Source organism: Mesorhizobium sp. ES1-4 (genome assembly GCF_020164745.1).
Lineage (GTDB): Bacteria > Pseudomonadota > Alphaproteobacteria > Rhizobiales > Rhizobiaceae > Mesorhizobium.
Genome location: NZ_JAIUGV010000009.1, coordinates 294,460 through 316,277 on the forward strand (window position 1 = coordinate 294,460; position 21,818 = coordinate 316,277).

The 21,818-nt window shown below is 63.6% G+C and carries 12 protein-coding genes; 9 read left to right on the forward strand and 3 right to left on the reverse strand.

Features of this window, described 5'->3' with window-relative positions:
- Positions 1 to 261: 261 nt before the first annotated feature.
- The 6 genes from LB556_RS19520 to LB556_RS19545 all read left to right on the forward strand — a co-directional run bounded on the left by LB556_RS19520 (position 262) and on the right by LB556_RS19545 (position 14,899).
- Positions 262 to 2,190 (forward strand): autotransporter assembly complex protein TamA, encoded by a 1,929-nt coding sequence (locus LB556_RS19520; protein WP_224569359.1) that lies wholly within the window; start codon positions 262 to 264, stop codon positions 2,188 to 2,190.
- 2 nt (positions 2,191 to 2,192) lie between these two features.
- Complete coding sequence (locus LB556_RS19525) at positions 2,193 to 8,249, forward strand: translocation/assembly module TamB domain-containing protein (RefSeq protein WP_224569423.1); 6,057 nt, start codon at positions 2,193 to 2,195, stop codon at positions 8,247 to 8,249.
- A gap of 253 nt (positions 8,250 to 8,502) precedes the next feature.
- Positions 8,503 to 10,161, forward strand: a complete 1,659-nt coding sequence (locus tag LB556_RS19530) for an ABC transporter substrate-binding protein (RefSeq protein WP_224569360.1) — start codon at positions 8,503 to 8,505, stop codon at positions 10,159 to 10,161.
- Between the two features lie 152 nt (positions 10,162 to 10,313).
- Positions 10,314 to 11,348 (forward strand): ABC transporter permease, encoded by a 1,035-nt coding sequence (locus LB556_RS19535; protein WP_224569361.1) that lies wholly within the window; start codon positions 10,314 to 10,316, stop codon positions 11,346 to 11,348.
- Positions 11,349 to 11,359: 11 nt separating this feature from the next.
- The gene (locus tag LB556_RS19540) at positions 11,360 to 12,517 is read left to right on the forward strand and encodes an ABC transporter permease (protein ID WP_224569362.1); all 1,158 of its coding nucleotides are present in this window, start codon (positions 11,360 to 11,362) and stop codon (positions 12,515 to 12,517) included.
- A gap of 48 nt (positions 12,518 to 12,565) precedes the next feature.
- Positions 12,566 to 14,899, forward strand: a complete 2,334-nt coding sequence (locus LB556_RS19545; protein WP_224569363.1) for an ABC transporter ATP-binding protein — start codon at positions 12,566 to 12,568, stop codon at positions 14,897 to 14,899.
- A gap of 13 nt (positions 14,900 to 14,912) precedes the next feature.
- Here the strand turns inward: LB556_RS19545 and LB556_RS19550 are convergent, their stop codons facing one another.
- Positions 14,913 to 15,503 carry a transglycosylase SLT domain-containing protein gene (locus LB556_RS19550; protein ID WP_224569364.1) on the reverse strand — a complete coding sequence of 197 codons (591 nt, stop codon included), beginning with the start codon at positions 15,501 to 15,503 and terminating at the stop codon, positions 14,913 to 14,915.
- Between the two features lie 217 nt (positions 15,504 to 15,720).
- Here LB556_RS19550 and LB556_RS19555 point away from each other — a divergent pair, with 217 nt between their 5' ends.
- Both LB556_RS19555 and LB556_RS19560 read left to right on the forward strand, forming a co-directional pair.
- Complete coding sequence (locus tag LB556_RS19555; RefSeq protein ID WP_224569365.1) at positions 15,721 to 17,259, forward strand: trimethylamine methyltransferase family protein; 1,539 nt, start codon at positions 15,721 to 15,723, stop codon at positions 17,257 to 17,259.
- An 87-nt stretch (positions 17,260 to 17,346) separates the two neighbouring features.
- Positions 17,347 to 19,788, forward strand: coding sequence for an FAD-dependent oxidoreductase (locus tag LB556_RS19560; RefSeq protein ID WP_224569366.1), 2,442 nt, complete (start codon positions 17,347 to 17,349; stop codon positions 19,786 to 19,788).
- Between the two features lie 22 nt (positions 19,789 to 19,810).
- Here LB556_RS19560 and LB556_RS19565 read toward each other — a convergent pair whose 3' ends face one another.
- Positions 19,811 to 20,203: a DoxX family protein gene (locus LB556_RS19565; protein WP_224569367.1), complete on the reverse strand. Its 393-nt coding sequence runs from the start codon at positions 20,201 to 20,203 to the stop codon at positions 19,811 to 19,813.
- A 216-nt stretch (positions 20,204 to 20,419) separates the two neighbouring features.
- Between LB556_RS19565 and LB556_RS19570 the strand changes: the two genes are divergently transcribed.
- Positions 20,420 to 20,908: a hypothetical protein gene (locus tag LB556_RS19570; protein ID WP_224569368.1), complete on the forward strand. Its 489-nt coding sequence runs from the start codon at positions 20,420 to 20,422 to the stop codon at positions 20,906 to 20,908.
- Positions 20,909 to 20,950: 42 nt separating this feature from the next.
- Here LB556_RS19570 and LB556_RS19575 read toward each other — a convergent pair whose 3' ends face one another.
- Entirely contained in the window at positions 20,951 to 21,727 is a 777-nt protein-coding gene (locus tag LB556_RS19575; protein ID WP_224569369.1) for a VOC family protein, read from the reverse strand.
- Positions 21,728 to 21,818: the final 91 nt, after the last annotated feature.

Here is a 21,818-nt window from a genome sequence, read left to right on the forward strand (position 1 = left end):
AGACGTCCGGGCATGATCAAGCTTCAGTCGGGCTTGTCAACGCGCGGGCGCGGCAGGTTCCCGCCTGCCAACGGTTTATTTTCCGGCCAAGGACCGGTATGCGGACGGTAATCTCCATGGGAAAGGGGATCACGCTTTCTTGCGGAAACGCAGAAGGTGTGAATTCCAAGCCCATCCTATTTCAGACAATTGGATTGTGGCCCCTTTACGAGCACTTCAGAACTTCATTCCAATTTTAGGTTTACGAACTAGGTTGTCTTAATGCCGGCGCATGAAAAGCAGATGTCAGGAAGGAAAGCGCCAGGGCGCTTGCTTTCGCGCGCCCTGCTTCTGGCCGTGATGTGCTCCACAATGCTGCTGGCAGAGGCGCGGCATGCCGGCGCCTTCGAGATTTTCGGCATCAAGCTGTGGGGATCGTCCAGCGACGCGGACGCCGACATCGTCGATCCGCTGCGCTACGCGGTGACCCTCTCCGCACCCGATGCCGACAAGGACCTCGTCAAGAGGCTCGAAAACGCCTCGGCGCTGAAAGGCGACGAGGCCCGGCCCGTCTCGGGCTCGCTCGGGCTGATGGCAAAGGCGCGAAGCGACCGCGAACAACTGGTCGCGGCGCTTTATGCCGATGCCCGTTATGAAGGCGTCGTCACCATCACCATAGACGGCAAACCGCTCGACGCGTTGCCGCCGGATGCCGAGTTCAAGGGTCCGCAGCCGATTCCAGTGGCGATCACCATTTCGACCGGCCCTAAATTCACCCTGGGCAACATCCGGCTGGAAGGCGACGCGGCGGGGCTGATGAGCGCCGATTATGGTCTTATATCGGGCGGCGACGCCGGGTCCGGAGCGGTGCTCAAGGCCGAGGCGCTGATCTTGCGGACGCTGAAGGAGCAGGGCAGGCCGCTGGCCAAGGTGACCGACCGGCGGATCGTCGCCGACCATGCCACCTCGACGCTCGACGTGACGCTGACGGTCGCCGCCGGGCCGGTCGCAGGCTACGGCGCGACGACCGTGGAAGGCACCGAGAAGGTCGACCGCGACTTCACCGAATACATGACCGGGCTGAAGCGCGGCAAGCAATATTCTCCGCAGGAGATCAGCGATGCGCGCGACAGGCTGCTGGCGCTCGAGGTCTTCAACAGCGTAACGTTCAAGGAAGCCGACAAGCTCGACGCCGATGGCAACATTCCGATCGGCGTCCAGGTCAGCGAGCGCAAGCCGCGCTATTTCGGCCTCGGCGGCACCTTCTCGAACACCGAGGGGCTTGGCCTGGAAGGCTACTGGGGCCATCGCAACCTGTTTGGCCGCGCGGAAAAGCTGCGCATCGACGGGGCCATCAGCGGCATTGGCAGCAACAATCTGTCCGACCTGAACTACAATGCCGGCATCATGTTCGAGAAACCCGGCGTGATCGGGCCGGCGTCGAAGTTCTTCGCCAACTTCAAGACGGTGTTGGAGCACCCGGACGCGTACGACCATTTCTCGGTCAAGGGCGGCGCAGGCCTGTCCTATGAACTTGACAAAAAGCAGACCGTGTCAGCTGAAGCCGCGCTCGACTATTCGCGCATCCACGACGCCTTCGGCAAACACACCTACCTGATCGCCAGCGTTCCGCTGCAATATGTCTACGACAACAGGGACAGCCGGTTGAACCCGACCAGGGGCTTCAGGGTGCTCGCCTATGCCGAGCCGAGCTACGACATATTGAGTGGTGCCGCCTTCCTCAAACTGAAGGGCGAGGGATCGGCCTATCAGTCGCTGGACACGGCCTCGAAATTCGTGCTGGCCGAACGCGTCGCGGTCGGCTCGATCGTCGGCACCGGGCTGGAGAATGTTCCGGCCGACCGTCGCTTCTATTCCGGGGGCGGCGGCTCGGTGCGCGGCTATGCCTACCAGGGCATCGGGCCAAAGGATTTCACCGGCCAACCGATTGGCGGCCTGTCCTTCTTCGAGACCTCGGTGGAGATGCGCATTGCCGTCACCGACACGATCGGCATCGTGCCCTTCGTCGATGCCGGTACTGTATCGACGAAGTCGGTTCCCAATTTCTCCGACGTCAAGGTCGGCGCCGGTGTCGGCCTGCGCTATGTGACACCGTTCGGCCCGTTGCGCATCGATGCGGCCGTGCCGCTCAACCGTGACCCCGGCGACCCGCATTTCGGCATCTACGCCGGCATCGGACAGGCGTTCTGATGATGAAAACGATCTGGCGCATCCTTCGCATCGCACTTTACACGCTGCTGATCGTGGCCGCGGGCGCGATCGGCGCGCTCGTCGTCCTGACCAAGACCGAGCGCGGCCGCGACAATCTCGCCGGCATCATTTCGCGGCTGGCCTCTACGGACGACCGCAAGGTCACCGTCAGCGGCATCGATGGCATCTGGTCGGGTGATCTCAGCGTCGACCATGTCGTGCTTGAGGATCGCGAGGGCGCCTGGCTGGTGGCGCGCAACGTGTCCGTCGACTGGTCACCGACTGCGCTCCTGTCAAAAAGCTTCAGCGCTGACCGCATCGCCGCCGGGCGCATCGAACTGGCACGCCTGCCGGTGGCCGCCACGCAGCCGCCGGCGCAGAGCGGCACGACGACGCTGCCGGTCTCCATCGACATCAAGCAGATCGATCTTCCCGAAATTGCGCTTGGCCAGCAACTGGCCGGCAGCGGCATCGCCGAGCTGGCGGCCAAGGGAATGCTCAAGGCAGACGCCGCGCCACTGGCGATCCAGACGGTGCTCAACGTCATCCGCCACGACGGCAAACAGGGCAATGTCGACGCCAAGATCCATTTCGCGCCCGCCGACAACAAGCTGGATCTCGACCTCAAGGCATCGGAACCGGCCGGCGGCATCATTGCCAACCTGCTCAAGTTGCCGGATGCACCACCGGTCGACATCGTGGTTTCGGGCAGCGGGCCGCTTAACAACTGGAGTGGTGTCGGCACCTTCCTCGTCGACCACCAGATCGTTACGCAACTCACCGGCCGCCACCAGCTCACCGACAAGGGCAATCATGTCGAGGCCAAGGGCGACGGCGATTTCGCACGCTTCCTGCCGGAAAACCTGAAGCCGCTGTTTGCCGGCAAGACCAGCTTCGATGTCGCGGGTACCGCCACTTCGGCCGGCGGCATAAGCATCGACCGTGCCAGCATCGAGAGCGATGCGGTGCATGGCACCGCCTCCGGCATTGCCGATCCTGCCGGCGCCAGCGACCTGTCGGTCGAACTCGCCGCCAAAGGCCCGCCCGTGGTGATCAGCGTCGGCAGCAAGGCGCAGCCGATCACGCTGGCGATCAAGAACGCCACGGCTCGCGCCTTCGGTGACGGCAAGGCGCCGATCGTCGACATAGGCGCCTCCTTCGTTTCGATCGTCGTCGGCGGTACGCGGCTGGACGATCTGGCGGCGCAGATTCATTCCGATGGTTTCGATATCCAGAATCGCGCCGGCCCGCTTGCCGTCAAGCTGGAGGCGGGCGCCCTGAAGACCGACGTCGCGACGCTGGCGCCACTGGTCACCGGCAAGGTCAATGTCGATCTGGCCGGTTCAATCAGCAAGGACGCCGTTGTTGCCATCGATCAGGGGACGCTGCGCTCCGATGCGCTCAATGCTTCGCTGACGGCGACGGTGGCGCTCGCCGACATGTCGATGCAGCTCAAAATGAATGCCGATGCCGTGGCGACCGCGTTCCCGCAGCAGATCGCATCGGTGCTCGGCGGGCGGGTGAAATTCTCGGCCACGGCATCGCGCGATCCGCAGGGGTCTTTCGCCGCGAATTCGATCGAACTCACTTCGGGATCGCTCAGCGCCAGCGGTACGGCCGCCATGCAAGGCACCGATATCCAGGCCGACATCAAGGGCAAATTGGGTGACGTTTCGGTGTTGTCGCCGACGGTCGGCGTGCCGGTTGCCGGTGGGGTCAATTTCGCGCTGTCTGCAACCGGCGCGATCACCGCGCCGGATTTCACCGTTAGCGCCGGAAGCGACAGCCTGACCGCTTCGGGCCGCACGGTGAAGGCCATCAAGCTGAACGCGAGCGGCAAGGCCGACATAACGAGCCCTTCGGCCAAGGTATCGCTGACTGGCGCCGTCAACGACCAGCCGCTCGACATCAAGGCGGACCTGGTGACCAGCGAGGGCAAGCGTTCGATCAACGGCTTCCTGGTGGCGCTGGGCGACAACAAGGTCTCTGGCGACCTGGCGCTCGACGAGAAGTTCATGCCGTTGGGCACGCTGACGCTCGCCGCGCCTGCCATCGACCAGTTGGCCGCGCTCGCCGGCCAGGCGGTAACCGGCGACATCAACGGCACCATCCTCTTTGCCAAGGACGGCGACGCGCCTTCCATAGCCATCGACACCAAGAGCACTTCGGTCGCGCGTGGCGAGGTGACGGCCAAGGCGATCGCCATCAACGCGCTGATCGCCAATTACCTCAAGGCGCCGGCGATCTCGGGCACCATCAGGGCCGATGCGGTCACGTCCGGAAGCACTGAAATCGGCGGCATCGGCGTCGATCTCAAGCGCGACGGCGACTGGACCAATTTCACCGGCGGCGCCACGATCGCGGGCATTCCGGCGACCGCCACCGGCCGGGTGAAGATCGCCGAGGGCACCACCAGCGTCGAGATTACCTCGGGCGCCGCCACCGTTCGCGGCATCAAAGCGGCGATTGCCGAACCGTCGGCACTGACCATCGCCAACGGCACGGCCAACATCGAGAAGCTGGCGCTCGACATCGGCGGCGGCCGGGTGGCGCTGTCGGGCAGCGCCGGCGAGACGCTCGACCTTGCGGCGCAGGTCTCCGCCTTGCCCGCCGCCCTCGCCAACGCGTTTTCGCCTGGCCTGGATGCCGCGGGAACGCTTGACGGTATCGCCGAAGTGAGCGGAGCGCCGGCTACTCCCGACATCCGGTTCAACGCGAAATTGGCCGGCGCCGAGACCAGCCAGACCCGGCAGGCAGGGCTCGGACCACTCGCCGTCGTTGCGGCCGGCAGCTACACCGTTGCCGGCGGCGTCGCCCTCGACCATGCCACGCTGTCCGGCGACAAGGTCTCCGGCCAGGCCGCCGGCACGATCAACCCGAACGGGGCCAGCGATTTCGCGATCGATCTGACCTCGTCCGGCCCCAGCCTGCCGCTGACGGTCGGGAGCCCGCAAAGTCCGGTCAAGATGGAGATCCGATCGCTGTCGGCCAAAATCGCGGGCGAAAGCACGCATGCCCGGCTGGACCTTGCGGCGATCCTGCCCTCGGTCATCACCAGCCCGGCGAAAGTGGACGGGCTGTCACTGGCACTGCACTCGGATGCGTTCGATCTCAAGAACCGGGCCGGGCCGATTTCCGGGACGGTATCGGTGGACAAGGTCGGCCTCGAGAATGCCACGATCGCGCCGCTGATCGCCGGCAAAGTCACGGCCGCGCTCAGCGGGCGCCTGACAGCCGACGCCATGGCCATCGATAGCGGCTCGTTCAAAAGCGATGCGCTCAACAGCCAGGTCGCTGGCCAGGTATCGTTGCGGGACGGCGCCATCGATCTCAAGCTGAGTGCGGATGCCCCGTCATCGGCCTTGCCGGCGGCGGCGCGAGGCATGCTCGGCGAACGGGCGCAGATCAGTGCCGCGATAAAGCGCGATCCCAATGGCGCTATCAACGTCGATGGGTTGAAGCTGATCTCTGGCCCGCTGAGCGCCGAGGGGCAAGCCAGCCTTGCCGACAACAAGCTGACCGCCGACATTACCGGCGCTCTTACAGACATTTCGTCGCTATCGAAGGACACCAAGGGTGCGATTTCCTTTGCATTAAATGCACAGGGGCCTGCCGCCGCGCCCGATCTGTCGCTGACGATCAACAGCGACCGGCTGCTGGTGGCGGAGCGCGAGATCACCGGATTGAAGCTTACCGCCGCCGGCAAGGCGGATGCCGCCAGCCCGCAGGCGAACGTGCAGCTCACCGGCAATGTAGCGGGACAGGCTTTGCAAGGCAGCGTCGTGCTGGCGACGGCCGACGGCAAGAGCGCCATCAACGGCCTGCTCCTGTCGCTGGGCGAGAACAGGATTTCCGGCGATCTGGCGCTGGACGACAAGTTCGTGCCCGAAGGCACCATCTCGCTCGACCTGCCCGATATCGGGCCGCTCGCCGCGCTGGCGCTGGAAAAGGCCGAAGGCGACGTCCGCGGCACGATCGCCTTCTCCAGGAATGGCCCGGCGCCCCAGGTCGCCATCAAGGCGGCTGCCGCCTCGATCACGCGCGGCGACCTCCAGGCAAAGGCCGTTTCCATAGATGCACTTGTCGCCAACTATCTCGCCGCGCCGGTCATCTCCGGCAAGATCCGCGCCGACACCGTCATATCGGGCGGCACCGTAATCAGCGGAATCGACGTCGACTTGAAGCGCGACGGCGACTGGACCGGCTTCTCCGGCGGCGCCACGGTCAAGGGCATTCCGGCCAAGGCAGCCGGCCGCGTGAAGGTGGTCGGCGGAACCACCACGATCGAACTCGCTTCAGGGCAGGCTACGGTACAGGGCATCAAGGCGGCCATTGCCCAGGCCTCGACCGTCAGCATCGCCAACGGCACGACGACGCTGGACAGGCTGGTGCTCAACCTTGGCGGCGGTACCGCGACGGTGACCGGCAAGGTCGGGCAGGCGCTCGACATCAATGCTGATCTGGCGCGTGTGCCGATGTCGCTCGCCAACAGTTTTTCGCCCGGGCTCGATGCCGCTGGTTCCATCTCCGGCACGGTGAAGGTGACGGGTGCACCGGCAAGCCCCACCGTTGCCTTTAAGATAGACGCGGCCGGCGTGCAGACATCGCAGACCCGTGGTGCGGGTGTCGGCGCGGTGAGTGTTTCCTCGTCGGGTACCTTTGCCGGCAGCAAGCTGACCTTCGATGCCAATGTGAGCGATGGAGCGGGGCTCGGTCTCAAGGGCGGCGGCACGGTGACGACGGCGGGCACGCCGTCGCTGGCGCTCGACTTCAACGGTGCCGTGCCATTCGGCCTCCTCAGCGGGAAGCTTGCCGCACAGGGCCTGTCGCTGACCGGCAACGCCGACGTCAATGTCCAGGTGCGTGGTCCTGCGACATCGCCGTTGATCGGCGGCACGGTGAAGGCGTCGGGCGCGCGGCTGGTGGATGCGAATTCGGGCCTCGCCGTCAACAACATCGCCCTCGATGTCTCGATAGGTAACGGCGTCGCCAGGATCAACCGGTTGACCGGAACGCTGTCGACGCGCGGCAGCCTGTCGGCCAGCGGTACGGTCGGCATCAATCCCGCGCAAGGGTTCCCGGCCGACCTGTCGATCAAGCTCACCGATGGCCGCTACACGGATGGACGCGTGGTCACCGCCAACCTTGGCGGCGACCTGACGATAAAGGGGCCGCTGACTTCGGCGCCGACGATCGCCGGCACCGTCAACCTGGCCAAGACCGTCATCACGGTTCCGAACAAATTGCCGGGCTCGCTCGCTGCGCTCGATGTCAAGCACAAGAATGCGCCTGCCTCGGTCAGGGCACAGGACAAGGCGCTGCGGCCGGCGACGACGAGTGGCAAGAGCGGCGGCAGCGGCCTTGCGCTCGACGTCACGGTCAATGCGCCGAACCAGATTTTCATCCAGGGCAGGGGTGTCGACGCCGAACTCGGCGGCTCGCTCAAACTGACCGGCCCCGCCTCGTCGCCGCAAGCCGTCGGAACCTTCACCTTGCAGCGCGGCCGGCTGTCGATCCTTGGCAAGCGGCTGACCTTCACCGAGGGCACGGTCGGGTTCTCCGGCTCGCTGGTGCCTTACCTCAATCTGACCGCGACGACGACCACGACCGGCGCAACCGTCACGATCGTGGTGTCGGGCGAGGCGACCAATCCCAAATTCACCTTCAGTTCGGTGCCGGCGCTGCCGGAGGATGAAGTGCTGGCGCAACTGATCTTCGGGCGGTCGATGTCGAAGCTGTCGCCGCTGCAGATCGCGCAGCTGGCGGAAGCTGCCGGGCAACTGGCCGGGGTCGGCGGCTCGACGTCGCTGCTGGAGAATTTGCGCGGCGCCATCGGTGTCGACGATCTCGACGTCACCACCGATGACAAGGGTGGCACGGCGGTCTCTGCCGGCAAGTACCTCAACGACCGCACCTATGTGACCATCCAGAAGGGCGACAAGCCGGGTTCCGGCAAGGCGACCATCGACCTCAATGTCGGACGCGGCGTCAAATTGCGCGGCGAGGCGACGGACGCCGGCGAAGCCAAGGGCGGCATCTTTTACGAGAAGGAATATTGACGGCCTTGCCCTTGTCCTGGCCGCAACTGGCGCTGTAGCAACCAGTGAAAATGTCTCAATTTAATTGCCCGAAGAGATTTTGGCGGAATCTGGGCGCACTAGCAATTTTGCGCCAAGACTGTCGCTATCGCGCGAACCGCCCCCCGTCCAAAGTTGCACATTCGCTAACATGTTCCCTAATCCACGTCGTCTTTGACATCACGGCCTGGATGCGGAATGTTAATCGGCGGAAAGCCAACAATGGGAGTTAGTCATGACAATCTATAAGAGCAACGGCGACAGCGTTCCGGATCACATCCTGGCGATGGCCGAAGAAGCCAAGTCCGGCAAGGTCGATCGCCGCGAATTCCTCGCGCTGGCCAGCGTTTTCGGCGCCTCGACGGCCATGGCATACGGTCTGCTTGGCCTTGCCGCACCGACCCCGGCCAAGGCCGAGGACGTGCAGGGCAAGAAGGGCGGCGTGCTGAAGGTGGCGATGTCGATCAAGGATCCCAAGGATCCGCGTACGGCCGACTGGTCCGAGATCGCCAACGCCGAGCGCCAGGCGCTCGAGCCGCTGGTGAAATACACCAAGGAGTACACCTTCGCACCCTACCTGCTGGCAAGCTGGGACATCAACGACGACGCCACCGAATACACGCTGCATGTGCGGCCGGGCGTCGAATGGAACAATGGCGACAAGTTCACCGCCGATGACGTGATCCACAACTTCACCCGCTGGGCCGACAAAACAGCGGAAGGCAACTCGATGCCGGGACGCCTCGGCAGCCTCGTCGACGAGACGACCAAAAAGTTGCGCGATGGGTCTGTGGTCAAGGTCGACGACATGACGGTCAAGCTGAAGCTGTCGAAGCCCGACATCGCCATCATCCCGAACCTGTGCGACTATCCCGGCCTCGTCGTCCACAAGAGCTTCGACGAGAAGGGTGCCAACTTCAAGAGCTGCCCGATCGGCACCGGTCCGTTCGAGCTCGTCTCCTATGATGTCGGCCAGAAGGTGGTCTACAAGCGCCGCACGACCGGCAAGTGGTGGCAGGGCGAGGCGTTCCTCGATGGCGTCGAGTTCATCGACTATGGCACCGATCCGGCCGCGACGGTTTCGGCCTTCGAATCGGGCGAAGTGCAGACCAACCACGAAACCACAGCCGACTACGTCAAGATCATCGAAGGCGTCGGTGCGCCGGCTTCGGAAGTCGTGACCGCGGCCACCGTGGTCTCTCGCTTCAACGTCAACGCCAAGCCCTATGGTGACCAGAAGGTGCGTCAGGCGATGTGCCTCGCCGTCGACAATTCGGTCGTGCTGCAGCTCGGCTACGGCAACGCCGGCACGCCGGCCGAAAATCACCACGTCGCGCCGATCCATCCGGAATATGTCGAGCTGCCGAAGATCCCTCGCGACATCGCCAAGGCCAAGCAGATGCTGACCGAAGCCGGCGTGATCGATTTCGAGCACGAGCTGATCAGCAATGACGAGGATTACCACAAGAACACCACCGACGCGATCGCGGCCCAGCTGCGCGAGGCCGGCATCAAGGTGAAGCGCACCGTGCTGCCGAGCTCGACGTTCTGGAACGACTGGACGAAATATCCGTTCTCGGAAACCAACTGGAACATGCGTCCGCTGGGCATCCAGGTCATCGCCATCGCCTACCGCTCCGGCGAAGCCTGGAACGAGACGGCTTACGCCAATCCGGATTTCGACAAGAAGGTCAACGAGGCTCTCGGCATCGCCGATGCGGAGAAGCGCAAAGTGGTGATGAAGGATATCGAGACGATGCTGCAGGAATCCGGCATCATCATCCAGCCTTACTGGCGCAAGCTCTACATCAACATCAAGCCCGAGGTGAAGAACCACTCGATGCACCCCACCTACGAGCACGACTTCGGCAAGGTCTGGCTCGATCAGGCGTGACCCACGGCTTGACGAACATGAGGGGTCGATAGTCCCCTCATGTTTGCAGGATCGCCGCCGTTGCATTCGATGCAGCGGCGGCGTGACGTCACAAGGTTTTCGAAACAGGGTTGACCAATATCTGACCCCAACCCGGCCGGCAGGGGGGCACAATGTTATCATTCATCATCAGACGCATCGGCACGATACTGCTCACGATGCTGTGCCTGACGCTGGTCGTCTTCTTCCTCGTCAATCTCGAACCCAACCTGAAGAAGCTGGCGATCAGCCAGACCGAAATGCACACGTCGGCCGAGCAGCTTGAAAGCTGGCTGGTCAACCACGGCTATCGCCAGAACTTCTTCGTCCGCTACGGTCAGTGGCTCGGCATCATGCCCAAGCAGCCGATCACGGATCCGGCGACCGGAACGACGACGCAGCGCTTCTCCTTCTGCAACGACCCGGTCGTGCCAACGTTTTCCGGCGTCATCGAGGGGGATTTCGGCTGCTCGACCAAGTTCAAGACCACGGTCGCGGCCAAGCTGTTCCCGGCGCTCGGCGCCACAGGCATCCTCATGCTCTGCGTGCTGGGGGTGATGGTGCCGGTCTCGCTGCTCATCGGCATCCTGGCCGGCATGCGGGAGGGGTCGCGTACCGATCGCGTGCTGTCGGTCGCCTCGATCGCCTCGACGGCAACGCCTGAATATGTATCCGGCGTCATCTTCACCGTCATCTTCGCCTCCTGGCTCGGCTGGCTGAACGGCTCGGCAGCTTCAGCCAGCCAGGGCATCACCTTCTACAACTTCACGCTCCCGGTGATCACGCTCGCCATCTATGGCATCGGCTACATCGCGCGCATGACACGCGCCTCGATGGTTGAGGTGATGACGCAGCAATATATCCGAACCGCGCGCCTGAAGGGGCTCTCCTTCAGGAGTGTCGTGGTCAAGCATGCGTTGCGCAACGCGTTGATCGCACCGTTCACCGTCATCATGCTGCAGTTCCCCTGGCTGCTCACCGGTGTCGTCATCGTCGAGGTGATGTTCCGCTACCAGGGCTTCGGCTACACGTTGGTCGAGGCGGCCGGCAACAACGACATCGATCTTCTGCTCGGCTGTTCGCTGGTCTCTGTGTTCATCGTCTTGATCACGCAGCTCATTTCCGATGTCGGCTATGCATTCCTCAATCCGCGCATCCGGGTTCAGTAGGGAGAAGGCGCATGCAACCTCAATATATCGGCGCCTCCACCATCGTCCTCGAAGTGCTCTGGCGCTTCTGGCCCGTTTGGGTCGCGCTTTTCATCGTCATGGGCGCGAGCTTCCTCTACAAGAAGAAGCTGGCGCTTTACGGACAGCTGTTCGACAGCGGCGTCGGCATGACGGGCGTTTTCATCTGCCTGTTCTGGCTGTTCACCGCGATCTTCGCCTCGACCATTTCGCCTTTCGATCCGCTCGGCCAGATCCCGATCATGAAGGACACGCTGCCCGGCGCCATCGAACCGCAATCGGGGCTCGTCTATCTGTTCGGCGGCGACAAGCTGGCGCGTGACGTGTTCTCGCGCATGGTCTATGGCAGCCAGATCGTGCTGATCATCGCCCCGGCCGCGACAGGCTTTGCGCTGATGGTCGGCATCACGCTCGGCCTGCCGGCCGGCTATTACGGCGGCAAGATCGATTCCATCCTCTCGTTCTTGGCCAATCTGGTGCTGGCTTTTCCGGTGATCCTGCTGTTCTACCTGCTGGTGACGCCGGGCATCATGGACACGCCGATCCCCTATGGGCTGGCGGGTGTCTTCTTCCTGTTTCCGATCATCTTCTTCTGCGTGTTGTTCTGGACACGCTACAAGAACCGACCGGACCGGATCTACATCCTGCTCGGCCTGACGCTTGTCATAGGTGGCTGGATCTACCTCGGCCTTGTCTTCGACAGGGATCCGCTGCACATCGTCCACATCGATCCCAACCAGCTCAACATCTTCGTGGCGGTGGTGTTCGCCTCCAGTCCCGGCGTGTTCCGTATCGTGCGTGGCCTGACCATGGACATCAAGACGCGCGACTATGTGGCGGCGGCGCAGACGCGCGGCGAATCGCCTTGGTACATCATGCTGTGGGAAATCCTGCCCAATGCGCGCGGGCCGCTGATAGTCGACGCCTGCCTGCGCATCGGATACACCACCATCCTGCTCGGCACGCTGGGCTATTTCGGCCTTGGGCTCGCACCCGAGAGCCCGGACTGGGGCACCGCGATCAAGGACGCCAGCCGACTGCTGCGGTCCTTCATCCATCCGGCGCTGCCGCCGACGATCGCGCTGATGTCGTTCGTGCTGGGTCTCAATTTGCTGGCCGATTCGCTGCGCGAGCAATCGATGAAAGACTGATTGACGGGCCTTGACCCGCGTCTGTTAAAATTTGGATTGGAGCGACCCATGAACGAGGCAGTTCGAAATCCCGCCAAGCCGACGGATGCGCCGATCATCGAGATCGAGAACCTGTCGATCTCCTTCTTCACCCGCAAGGGTGAGATACCGGCCGTCATGGATTTTTCCTGCACGGTCATGCCGGGCGAGGCGATGGGCATCGTCGGTGAATCCGGCTGCGGCAAGTCGACGGTGTCGCTCGGCATCATGCGCGACCTCTCCAATATCGGGAAGATCGTCGGCGGCAAGATCAAGTTCCAGGGCAAGGATATGGGCGAGCTCTCCGAGGAAGAGCTGCGCGCCATACGCGGCAACAAGATCGCCATGATCTACCAAGAGCCGATGGCAAGCCTGAATCCGGCGATGAAGATCGGCCAGCAACTGATGGAAGTGCCGCTGATCCACGACAAGGTGTCGAAGGAAGAGGCCCACTCCAGAGCGCTTGAGATGGTGCGCTCGGTCAAGCTTCCCGATCCCGAGCGCATGATGCGCTCCTATCCGCACCAGCTTTCCGGCGGCCAGCAGCAGCGCATCGTCATTGCCATGGCGCTGCTGTCGAAGCCGGCACTGCTTCTGCTCGACGAGCCGACCACCGCGCTCGACGTGACGGTGGAGGCGGGCATCGTGGAACTGGTCAAAGGGCTGGGCGAGAAGTTCGGCACCTCGATGATCTTCGTGTCGCACAATCTGGGGCTCATCCTGGAAACCTGCGACCGCATCACTGTGATGTATTCGGGCGAGGCGGTCGAGACGGGCAAGATCAAGGACGTGTTCGACCGGATGCGCCATCCCTATACGCAAGGGCTGTTCCGTTCGATCCCGCTGCCGGGTGCCGACAAGAATTCGCGGCCGCTGATCTCGATCCCAGGGCAGTTGCCGCTGCCGCATGAGCGGCCGAAGGGTTGCAATTTCGGCCCGCGCTGCCACCATTTCGTCGAGGGCGTCTGCAACGCCGCCGAAATCCCGATGATCGAGGTCGCAGGCCACGAAGGCCATTTTTCGCGCTGCGTACGCTTCAACGAAATCGACTGGGACGCCCTGCCGCCCGGCGCCAAGAAGGTCAACGAAAAGGTCGTGCCCGGCGCACCGGTGCTCAAGATCGAGGACCTCAGGAAATACTACAAGGTCGGCGGCAGCGAGGTGTTCGGCTCGAGAGAGGGCAGAGTGGTCAAGGCCAACGAGACGATCTCGTTCACGGCGCGAGAATCCGAGACCGTCGCCATCGTCGGCGAATCCGGTTGCGGTAAATCCACATTGGCTAAGGTGCTTTTGGGGCTCGAGACCGCCAGTTCCGGAACGGTGTCGCTTTCAAACAAGGAAATCCAGTCGACCGGCATCGAGAGCCGCAGCGTCGACACCGTGTCGTCGATTCAGATGGTGTTCCAGAACCCGTTCGACACGCTCAACCCCAGTCATTCGGTCGGTTCGCAGATCATCCGCACGCTGGAAAAATTCAACGTCGGCAAGACGGTCGCCGACCGGCGCAAGCGCATGCTGGAACTGCTCGACCTGGTGAAGCTGCCGCGCGCCTTCGAAACCCGCAAGCCGCGCCAGCTTTCCGGTGGCCAGAAGCAGCGCATTGGCGTGGCGCGCGCCTTTGCCGGCGATGCCAAGGTGGTGGTGGCCGACGAGCCGGTTTCGGCCCTCGACGTGTCGGTGCAGGCGGCGGTGACGGAACTGCTGATGGACATCCAGCGCAAGAACAAGACGACGATGCTTTTCATCAGCCACGATCTCTCCGTCGTGCGCTATATCGCCGACCGCGTCGTCGTCATGTATCTCGGCTATATCGTCGAGCAGGGCACGACGGACCAGATCTTCGCGCCGCCCTATCATCCCTATACCGAGGCGCTTCTCTCCGCGATTCCGATCGCCGATACCAGCGTGGTGAAGAAGCACATCGTGCTGGAAGGCGACATCCCCTCGGCGATGAACCCGCCATCCGGCTGCCCATTCCAGACGCGCTGCGGTTACAAGAAGCTGGTGCCTGACAATCTGTGCGAGACCAAGGTGCCGCCGGTCAAGAACCTCGGCGACGGCCATATGAGCCTGTGCTGGCTGTCGGACGACGTACTTGCGACGATGGAGCCGGTGATCAAGTTCGACAAGGAGCATGCTGCTCACGAGGGCGTGCCGGATGACGCGGCGCACGGTGCGGGGCCAGGCTTTGCCGGTGAACCTCCGGAGCGACCGCACGGCAAGACGGCGAGTTTGGCGGCTGACCAAATCGAGGAGAATGTCGAGGAGAGCGAGGCCGCCATGCGAGCTCGCCGTCACGAAGTCCGCGACGAGGTTTCGGAAACCGGGGTTTCAAAGCCGGACGATACGACAAGGCGGCATTAGGCCGAGCGACAGACTAACTGCCGCACTGCCTCAGCTGCGCATCGTAGTCGCGAGCCATTTTGTCGGTAGCCCGTGCATAGCCCTGGACGCCGGCATCGCCTCGATTGCCCCGGCCATAAGCGGTCCAGCCGAGGTAATAGGCGAGGTAGAGGTTGTAGGTGTCGTTGCGCGCGACACCGTAGCTGTCCGATGTCTTGGAATGATACCAGCCGACGAAGTCGACAGCGTCGGCGAATTTCGTCCGCCGCGCCGCCCAGTTGCCGGTTTCGCTCTGGTATTGCGACCATGTGCCGTCCAACGCCTGTGAGAAGCCGGTGGCGGAGGAGACGTGCTTCCAGGGGATGAAACCGAGCAGCTTGGTGCGCGGTGGCCTTGCGTTGCTCTTGAAGCCGGATTCCTTGCGCACGGTGGCCATCAGCACCGGCACCGGTACGCCGTATTTCCGAGACGCGCGCTCGGCCGCCGACTGCCAGTTGTCGAACCAGCCGTCATTCTGGTCGAAGACGGCGCAGACATTGTTGATGTGGCTCGGCGCGGTGGCGCAGGCCGAAAGCGCCAACAGCGCGCTAACCGCTACAATTTTACTAAAACTCGACTTACGCATGGAAGGAGCAATAGGCCGAAATCATAAAGGGAATCTTGCTGAGTCCGTTAATCGTCGGCGGGCGCGTGGCGGAGCCGCGATAATGTATCGGCAAGGCGACGAGATACGTCGCTTTTCTTAAAATGGCGGTCTGGATATGCCGCCTTGGCTAAAATCGCGTCCGCTAAAGGCGTATTTCTGACAGCCAGCCCGGCTGGCCCGAGCTTTGATGCCGGGCATGAACGAACCAAGACGCAAGCGCGGCGCGGAGCGCACCAGCAACAGGGGGCCATCCGCCATCCCGCAATTGCCGCGACGGCGTGTGGTCAATCCCTATCCGCCAATGGCGCTATTGTCGTCCGACCAGATCGAGGCGATCCATCAGGCGTCGATGCACATATTGGAGAATTTCGGCATCGAGGTAATGAGTCCTCGTGCGCTGTCGCTGTTCGAGAAGGCCGGCGCCAAGGTCGATCACGCCTCGGCGAATGTGCGGATCGATCGCGGCATGGTCGACGAGGCGCTGAAGACGACGCGGTCCGACTATACGCTGACACCGCGCAATCCGGCCAATGCCATCCATCTCGGTGGCAACACCATCAATTTCACCTTGGTCGCCGGCCCACCCAACGTGCACGACATGGAGCGCGGCCGCCGCGCCGGCAATCTGCGCGACTATGCCGATCTCACCCGGCTGGCGCAGCATTTCAACTGCGTCCACATGCTAGGCAACCAGGTCTGCGCGCCGGTAGAGCTGCCGGCCAACTCACGCCATCTCGATACCTATTTCACCAATCTGACGCTGACCGACAAAAGCTTCCATGTCTCGGCGATCGGCCGGGGCAGGGCTCTGGACGGCATCGAGATGATGGCGATTTCGCGCGGGCTCACCCTCGATCAGATGCGGGACGATCCCGGCATTGCCACCATCATCTCGGTCAACTCGCCGCGCCGCTTCGACGAGATGATGGCCGAGGGGCTGATGACCATGGCCGAGTACGGCCAGTCGGTGGCGGTGACGCCCTTCACGCTGATGGGAGCGATGAGCCCGGTGACGCTGGCCGGCGCCTTGGCGCAGCAGAATGCCGAGGCGCTGTTCGGCGTCGTGCTGACGCAGCTCGTGCGCCCCGGCGCGCCGGTCATGTATGGCGCCTTCACCTCCAACGTCGACATGAAGTCGGGCGCGCCGGCCTTCGGTACACCTGAAAACACCAAGGCCAACATCGCCTCGGGGCAATTGGCGCGGCGCTACGGCCTGCCATACCGGACGACGCCCGGCTCGGCTTCCAACGCCGCCGATGCGCAAGGCGCCTATGAGACACTGATGGCGCTGTGGGGCGCGGTGCTCGGCCACGGCAATCTCGTCTACCACGCCGCAGGCTGGCAGGAGGGCGGGCTGACGGCCTCGTTCGAGAAATTCATCATAGATGTCGAGATGATCCAGCACATGATGGAGTTTCTGCGCCCGATCGTGGTCGACGAGGCCGAGCTTGCCGTCGAGGCGCTGGGCGCGGTGCCGACCGGCGGTCATTTCTTCGGCGAACCGCACACGCTCGAGCGCTACGCCACCGCCTTCTACCAGCCGATTCTTTCCAACTGGCAGAATTTCGAGGCCTGGCAGGAGGCCGGCGGCCTCGACGCCACCGCGCGCGCGACGCGGCTGTGGAAGAAGGCACTGGAGGACTATGTCGAGCCGGCGATGGACGTTGCCGTGCGCGAAGAGTTGCAAGCCTATGTGGCCAAGCGCAGGCTAGCGATCGGGCAGGGCGAGCCGTGATTTCCTTCGCGCCAACGCGTGGCGCCTTGGCACTTCCCGTTCCGATTCACATCACTCATCCAACTCACTGATATCAGAGAAAAACCCATGAAATCGCATGCAAAGGTCGTGGTCATCGGCGGTGGCGTCGTCGGATGCTCCGTGCTGTTCCATCTCGCCCGCCATGGCTGGACCGACATCGTGCTGCTGGAGCGCGACGAGCTGACCTCCGGCTCGACCTGGCACGCGGCGGGCGGCATGCACACGATCAATGGCGACCCCAACGTCGCCAAGCTGCAGAAATACACCATCAACCTCTACAAGGAGATCGAGGAACTGTCGGGCCAGGCGACCGGCGTCCACCTGACCGGCGGTGTGCTGCTGGCTGCGACCGAGGCTCGGCTTGACTGGCTGCGCGGTGTCGTCGCCAAGGGCCGTTATCTCGGCATCGAGCTGGAGGAAATCTCGCCGAACGAGGCGGCCGAACTGATGCCGCTGCTCGATCCCAAGCAGTTCGTCGGCGCCGTCCGCAACAAGGAGGACGGCCACCTCGATCCCTCTGGTGTCACGCATGCCTATGCAAAGGCGGCGCGAAAGCTGGGCGCCGAGATCGAACGGTTCACCAAGGTGGAGGACATCGTGCGCCGTCCCGACGGGATGTGGCGCGTCATCACCGACAAGGGCGAGGTCGTGGCCGAGCATGTCGTCAATGCCGGCGGCCTGTGGGCGCGCGAGGTCGGCCGCATGGTCGGGCTGGAACTGCCGGTGCTGGCGATGGAGCACATGTACCTGATCACCGAGGACATGCCGGAGGTCGCCGCCTGGAACCAGAAAACCGGCACCGAGGTCATCCATGCGGTCGATTTCGATGGCGAGCTCTATCTGCGCCAGGAACGCGGCGGCATGCTGATGGGCACCTATGAGAAGGCCAACAAGCCGTGGTCCGAGTATCAAACGCCGTGGAATTTCGGCCATGAATTGCTGGCGCCGGATATCGACCGCATCGCGCCGTCGCTGGAGGTCGGCTTCCGGCATTTTCCGGCTTTCCAGAACACCGGCATCAAGCAGATCATCAACGGGCCCTTCACCTTCGCGCCCGACGGCAACCCGCTGGTCGGGCCGGTGCGCGGCCTGCCGGGCTTCTGGGTGGCCTGCGGCGTGATGGCGGGCTTCAGCCAGGGCGGCGGCGTCGGCTTGGCCCTGTCTAACTGGATGATCGAGGGCGATCCGGGCGCCGACATCTGGGCGATGGACGTGGCGCGCTACGGCGACTGGGCGACCATGGCCTACACCAACGCCAAGGTGCGCGAGAACTATTCCAGGCGCTTTTCGATCCGCTTCCCCAATGAAGAGCTGCCCGCCGGCCGGCCGCTGAAGACGACGCCCGTTTATGATCTCTTGTCGGCCAGGGGCGCGCAATGGGGTGTCGCCTATGGACTGGAGGTGCCGCTCTGGTACGCGCCGGAAGGCATCAAGGACGAGTTCTCGTGGCGGCGCTCGAGCGACTTCACCCATGTCGCCGCCGAGGTCGCGACGGTGCGCTCAGGCGTCGGCCTGTCGGAGATATCGAGCTTCGCCAAATACAAGGTGACGGGCGAAGGGGCCGCGGCCTGGCTCGACCGGGTGCTCGCCTGCAAGCTGCCGAAGCCCGGCCGCATGACGCTGGCGCCGATGCTGAAGGAGGACGGCAGGCTGATCGGCGATTTCACGCTGGCCAATCTGGGCCCCCAAGATCGGGAAGAAGCGGGCTGGTTCCTGGCCGGCTCCGGCATTGCCGAGCAATATCACATGCGCTGGTTCGAGCAGCATCTGCCCGACGATGGCTCGGTCCATATCGAGGCGCTTGGGCAAAAGCTCACCGGTCTGTCGATCGCCGGTCCCCGGGCAAGGGACGTGCTGGCGAAAGCCACGCGATCCGACATATCGAACACGGCGTTTCCCTTCATGGCCATAGCCAGGATGGATATCGGCATGGCGCCGTGCCTGGTTGGCCGCGTCAGCTACACCGGTGATCTCGGCTACGAGATCTGGGTGGCGCCGGAATACCAGCGCGCCGCCTATCAGGCGCTGATCGCGGCGGGTGCGGAATTTGGCATCGGGCTGTTCGGCTCGCGCGCGCTCAATGCGCTGCGGCTGGAGAAGAACTACGGTTCATGGGGGCGCGAATACCGGCCGATCTACGGGCCGCTGGAAGCCGGGCTCGATCGTTTCGTCGCCTATGGCAAGGATGCGGATTTCATCGGCAAGGCGGCTGCGCTGGCCGAGCGCAAACAGGGCGGCAGGTTGCGGTTGCGCACCTTCATCGTCGACGCCGACGACGCCGACGTCATCGGCGACGAGCCGATCTGGTTCGGCGGCGCGGTGCGCGGCTGGGTGACGTCGGGCGGCTATGCCCATCATTCGAAGAAGTCGGTCGCTGTCGGCTATGTGCCGAAGGAGATCGCCGACGAGAGCGACGGCTTCGAGATCGAGTTGCTGGGCAAGCGCCACGCCGCGCGCATGCAGGCGGCGCCGCTGTTCGATGCGAATTTCGAACGGATGCGGGGGTGAGGGCTCACCCCCGTCGGGGACATCAGGCGCCGCGGCGGTTGTCGAGCGCGAAGGCGCCGGGGCCGGCGAAGAGCAGATAGAGGAAGATGAAGCAGAACGAGATCGCCGCGTCGCCGCTGTTGTTGACCGGGAAAAAGCCGCGCGGCATGTGGACCATGAAATAGGCGATCGCCATTTCGCCAGCCAGCAGGAACGCCACCGGGCGGGTAAAAAGGCCCAGCGCCAGGAGGATGCCACCGGCGAATTCGAGGATGCCGGCGGCCGTGGTAAGCCCGCTAAGGGCGTGGGGCTGGGCGCTTATGGGGAAGTCGAACAGCTTCTGGCTGCCATGTTCGATGAACTGTAGCGCCGTCATGATACGCAGCACGCCGAGCGCTTGCGGCTGGTATTTGGAGAGGACGTCGAAAAGCTTCATCTAAGACTCCATTTCCGCCTCCCGGCCCGCCATAGAACATCCCCGGGCAATGGACCATTCACTTCCCCTGGCCTGCCATCAAAAATTGGTGACTGGAGATATCCTCCCGTCAGACCTTCGTATTGCGCCCGCTAGGGTTGCAAATATATCGCCATGGTTGTATTGATCGCAGATACTCTGGACATATGGGTTAGCTTTGCCATGAAGGAATTTGCCATGAAAGAAGTCGTCATCAGCCTGTTCGCAATCCTTCTGGGCACCAGCTCAGCCATGGCCGAGGACGGCGGCTGCGAGGCCTTCAAATGGCCGGTAACGCGCGAACAGGCGCTGTTTGCCGCGGCGCCGGCAACGGCATCAGGGGCGACGTTGGCGGTCGGCTCGGCGGCGGATCTGGAGCTGGTGCCGGCCGAGAAGGCCGGCTTCGCGGTGCCACCCGAACGCGCCCCGGCAGCGGGCACGTTTGGCGCCGTCGCCAGTGTTGCGGTGCCGCCAGAGGGGTCCATCCAGATCAGCCTGTCGAGCGAGGCCTGGGTCGATGTCATCCAGGATGGCCATGTGGTGAAATCCGCAGGCTACAGCGGCGTCAAGACGTGCCCCGGCATCCGCAAGAGCGTGCGCTTCAAGCTTGCGGCAGGCGCGGCCACCGTTCAGTTCAGCGGTGCCAAGAAAGAAACCCTCAAGGTCGCGGTGCTGGCGCCGGAATGAACCGACGCCAGCAAGCGTGATATCGGCGATTGGCGTCGGTGCTTACCGCACCGGCGCCATCAAGGCGAAATGCGCGCCTTGCGGGTCTTGGCATTGCACGATCCAGCTGCCGCCGGGAACCTCCATCGGCCCCATCAGGATCTTGCCGCCACTGTCGGTGACGCGCTTCGCGGCGGCGTCGATGCCGGTGACGTTGAAATAAAACTGCCAGACCGGCACCGGGATCTGTTGCGGCTTGTTCATGATGCCGCCGCCGGATTCTGGGCCGGCGGTGAAAGTCTGGTAGGTGCCCATCGGACCCATGTCGAAATCGCCGGCGTTGGCCCAGCCGAACTGGCCGGAATAGAAATCGAACGCGGCCTTCCAATCGCTCGTGTAGAGTTCATGCCAGCCGATGTGGCCAGGCGTGCCGGCGGGCACGACGGGCTGGTCGGGGCCATTCGGCTGCAGGAACATGAAGGTCGCGCCTTGCGGATCGGCAACGACGGCGAAGCGGCCGACGCCTGGAATGTCGTCGGGCTGGCGGTGAACGGCGCCGCCTGCCTTTTCCAGCGACGCCGTGGCGGCGTCGACATCCCTGGTGTGGATGTAGCCCAGCCAGGCGGGCGACATGCCCATCTTGGCCGCGTCCTCGGGCATCGTCATCAGGCCGCCGACGCCACGCTCGCCGACATTCATGACGATGTAGCGCGGCATGCCTGGAGCCTTGTCAAAGGGCTGCGCCGTCCAGCCGACAACCTTGGTGTAGAATGCCTCGGCGGCGTCGAGGTCCGTGGTCATCAGCTCGTACCAGAAGAAGGGCATGGGGGATTTCGGCATGGTCGGTCTCCTCACCGTTGTTCACCGATCGTCGGTCGATCCATCCTAGGACGATCTCAACGACAGAAATCCGACATCTGGGCTCGAAATC

Coding starts and splice junctions, on each gene's coding strand:
- LB556_RS19520 (WP_224569359.1), top strand. CDS start 262: ATGCCGGCGCATGAAAAGCAGATGTCAGGAAGGAAAGCGCCAGGGCGC.
- LB556_RS19525 (WP_224569423.1), top strand. CDS start 2,193: ATGAAAACGATCTGGCGCATCCTTCGCATCGCACTTTACACGCTGCTG.
- LB556_RS19530 (WP_224569360.1), top strand. CDS start 8,503: ATGACAATCTATAAGAGCAACGGCGACAGCGTTCCGGATCACATCCTG.
- LB556_RS19535 (WP_224569361.1), top strand. CDS start 10,314: ATGTTATCATTCATCATCAGACGCATCGGCACGATACTGCTCACGATG.
- LB556_RS19540 (WP_224569362.1), top strand. CDS start 11,360: ATGCAACCTCAATATATCGGCGCCTCCACCATCGTCCTCGAAGTGCTC.
- LB556_RS19545 (WP_224569363.1), top strand. CDS start 12,566: ATGAACGAGGCAGTTCGAAATCCCGCCAAGCCGACGGATGCGCCGATC.
- LB556_RS19550 (WP_224569364.1), bottom strand. CDS start 15,503: ATGCGTAAGTCGAGTTTTAGTAAAATTGTAGCGGTTAGCGCGCTGTTG.
- LB556_RS19555 (WP_224569365.1), top strand. CDS start 15,721: ATGAACGAACCAAGACGCAAGCGCGGCGCGGAGCGCACCAGCAACAGG.
- LB556_RS19560 (WP_224569366.1), top strand. CDS start 17,347: ATGAAATCGCATGCAAAGGTCGTGGTCATCGGCGGTGGCGTCGTCGGA.
- LB556_RS19565 (WP_224569367.1), bottom strand. CDS start 20,203: ATGAAGCTTTTCGACGTCCTCTCCAAATACCAGCCGCAAGCGCTCGGC.
- LB556_RS19570 (WP_224569368.1), top strand. CDS start 20,420: ATGAAAGAAGTCGTCATCAGCCTGTTCGCAATCCTTCTGGGCACCAGC.
- LB556_RS19575 (WP_224569369.1), bottom strand. CDS start 21,727: ATGCCGAAATCCCCCATGCCCTTCTTCTGGTACGAGCTGATGACCACG.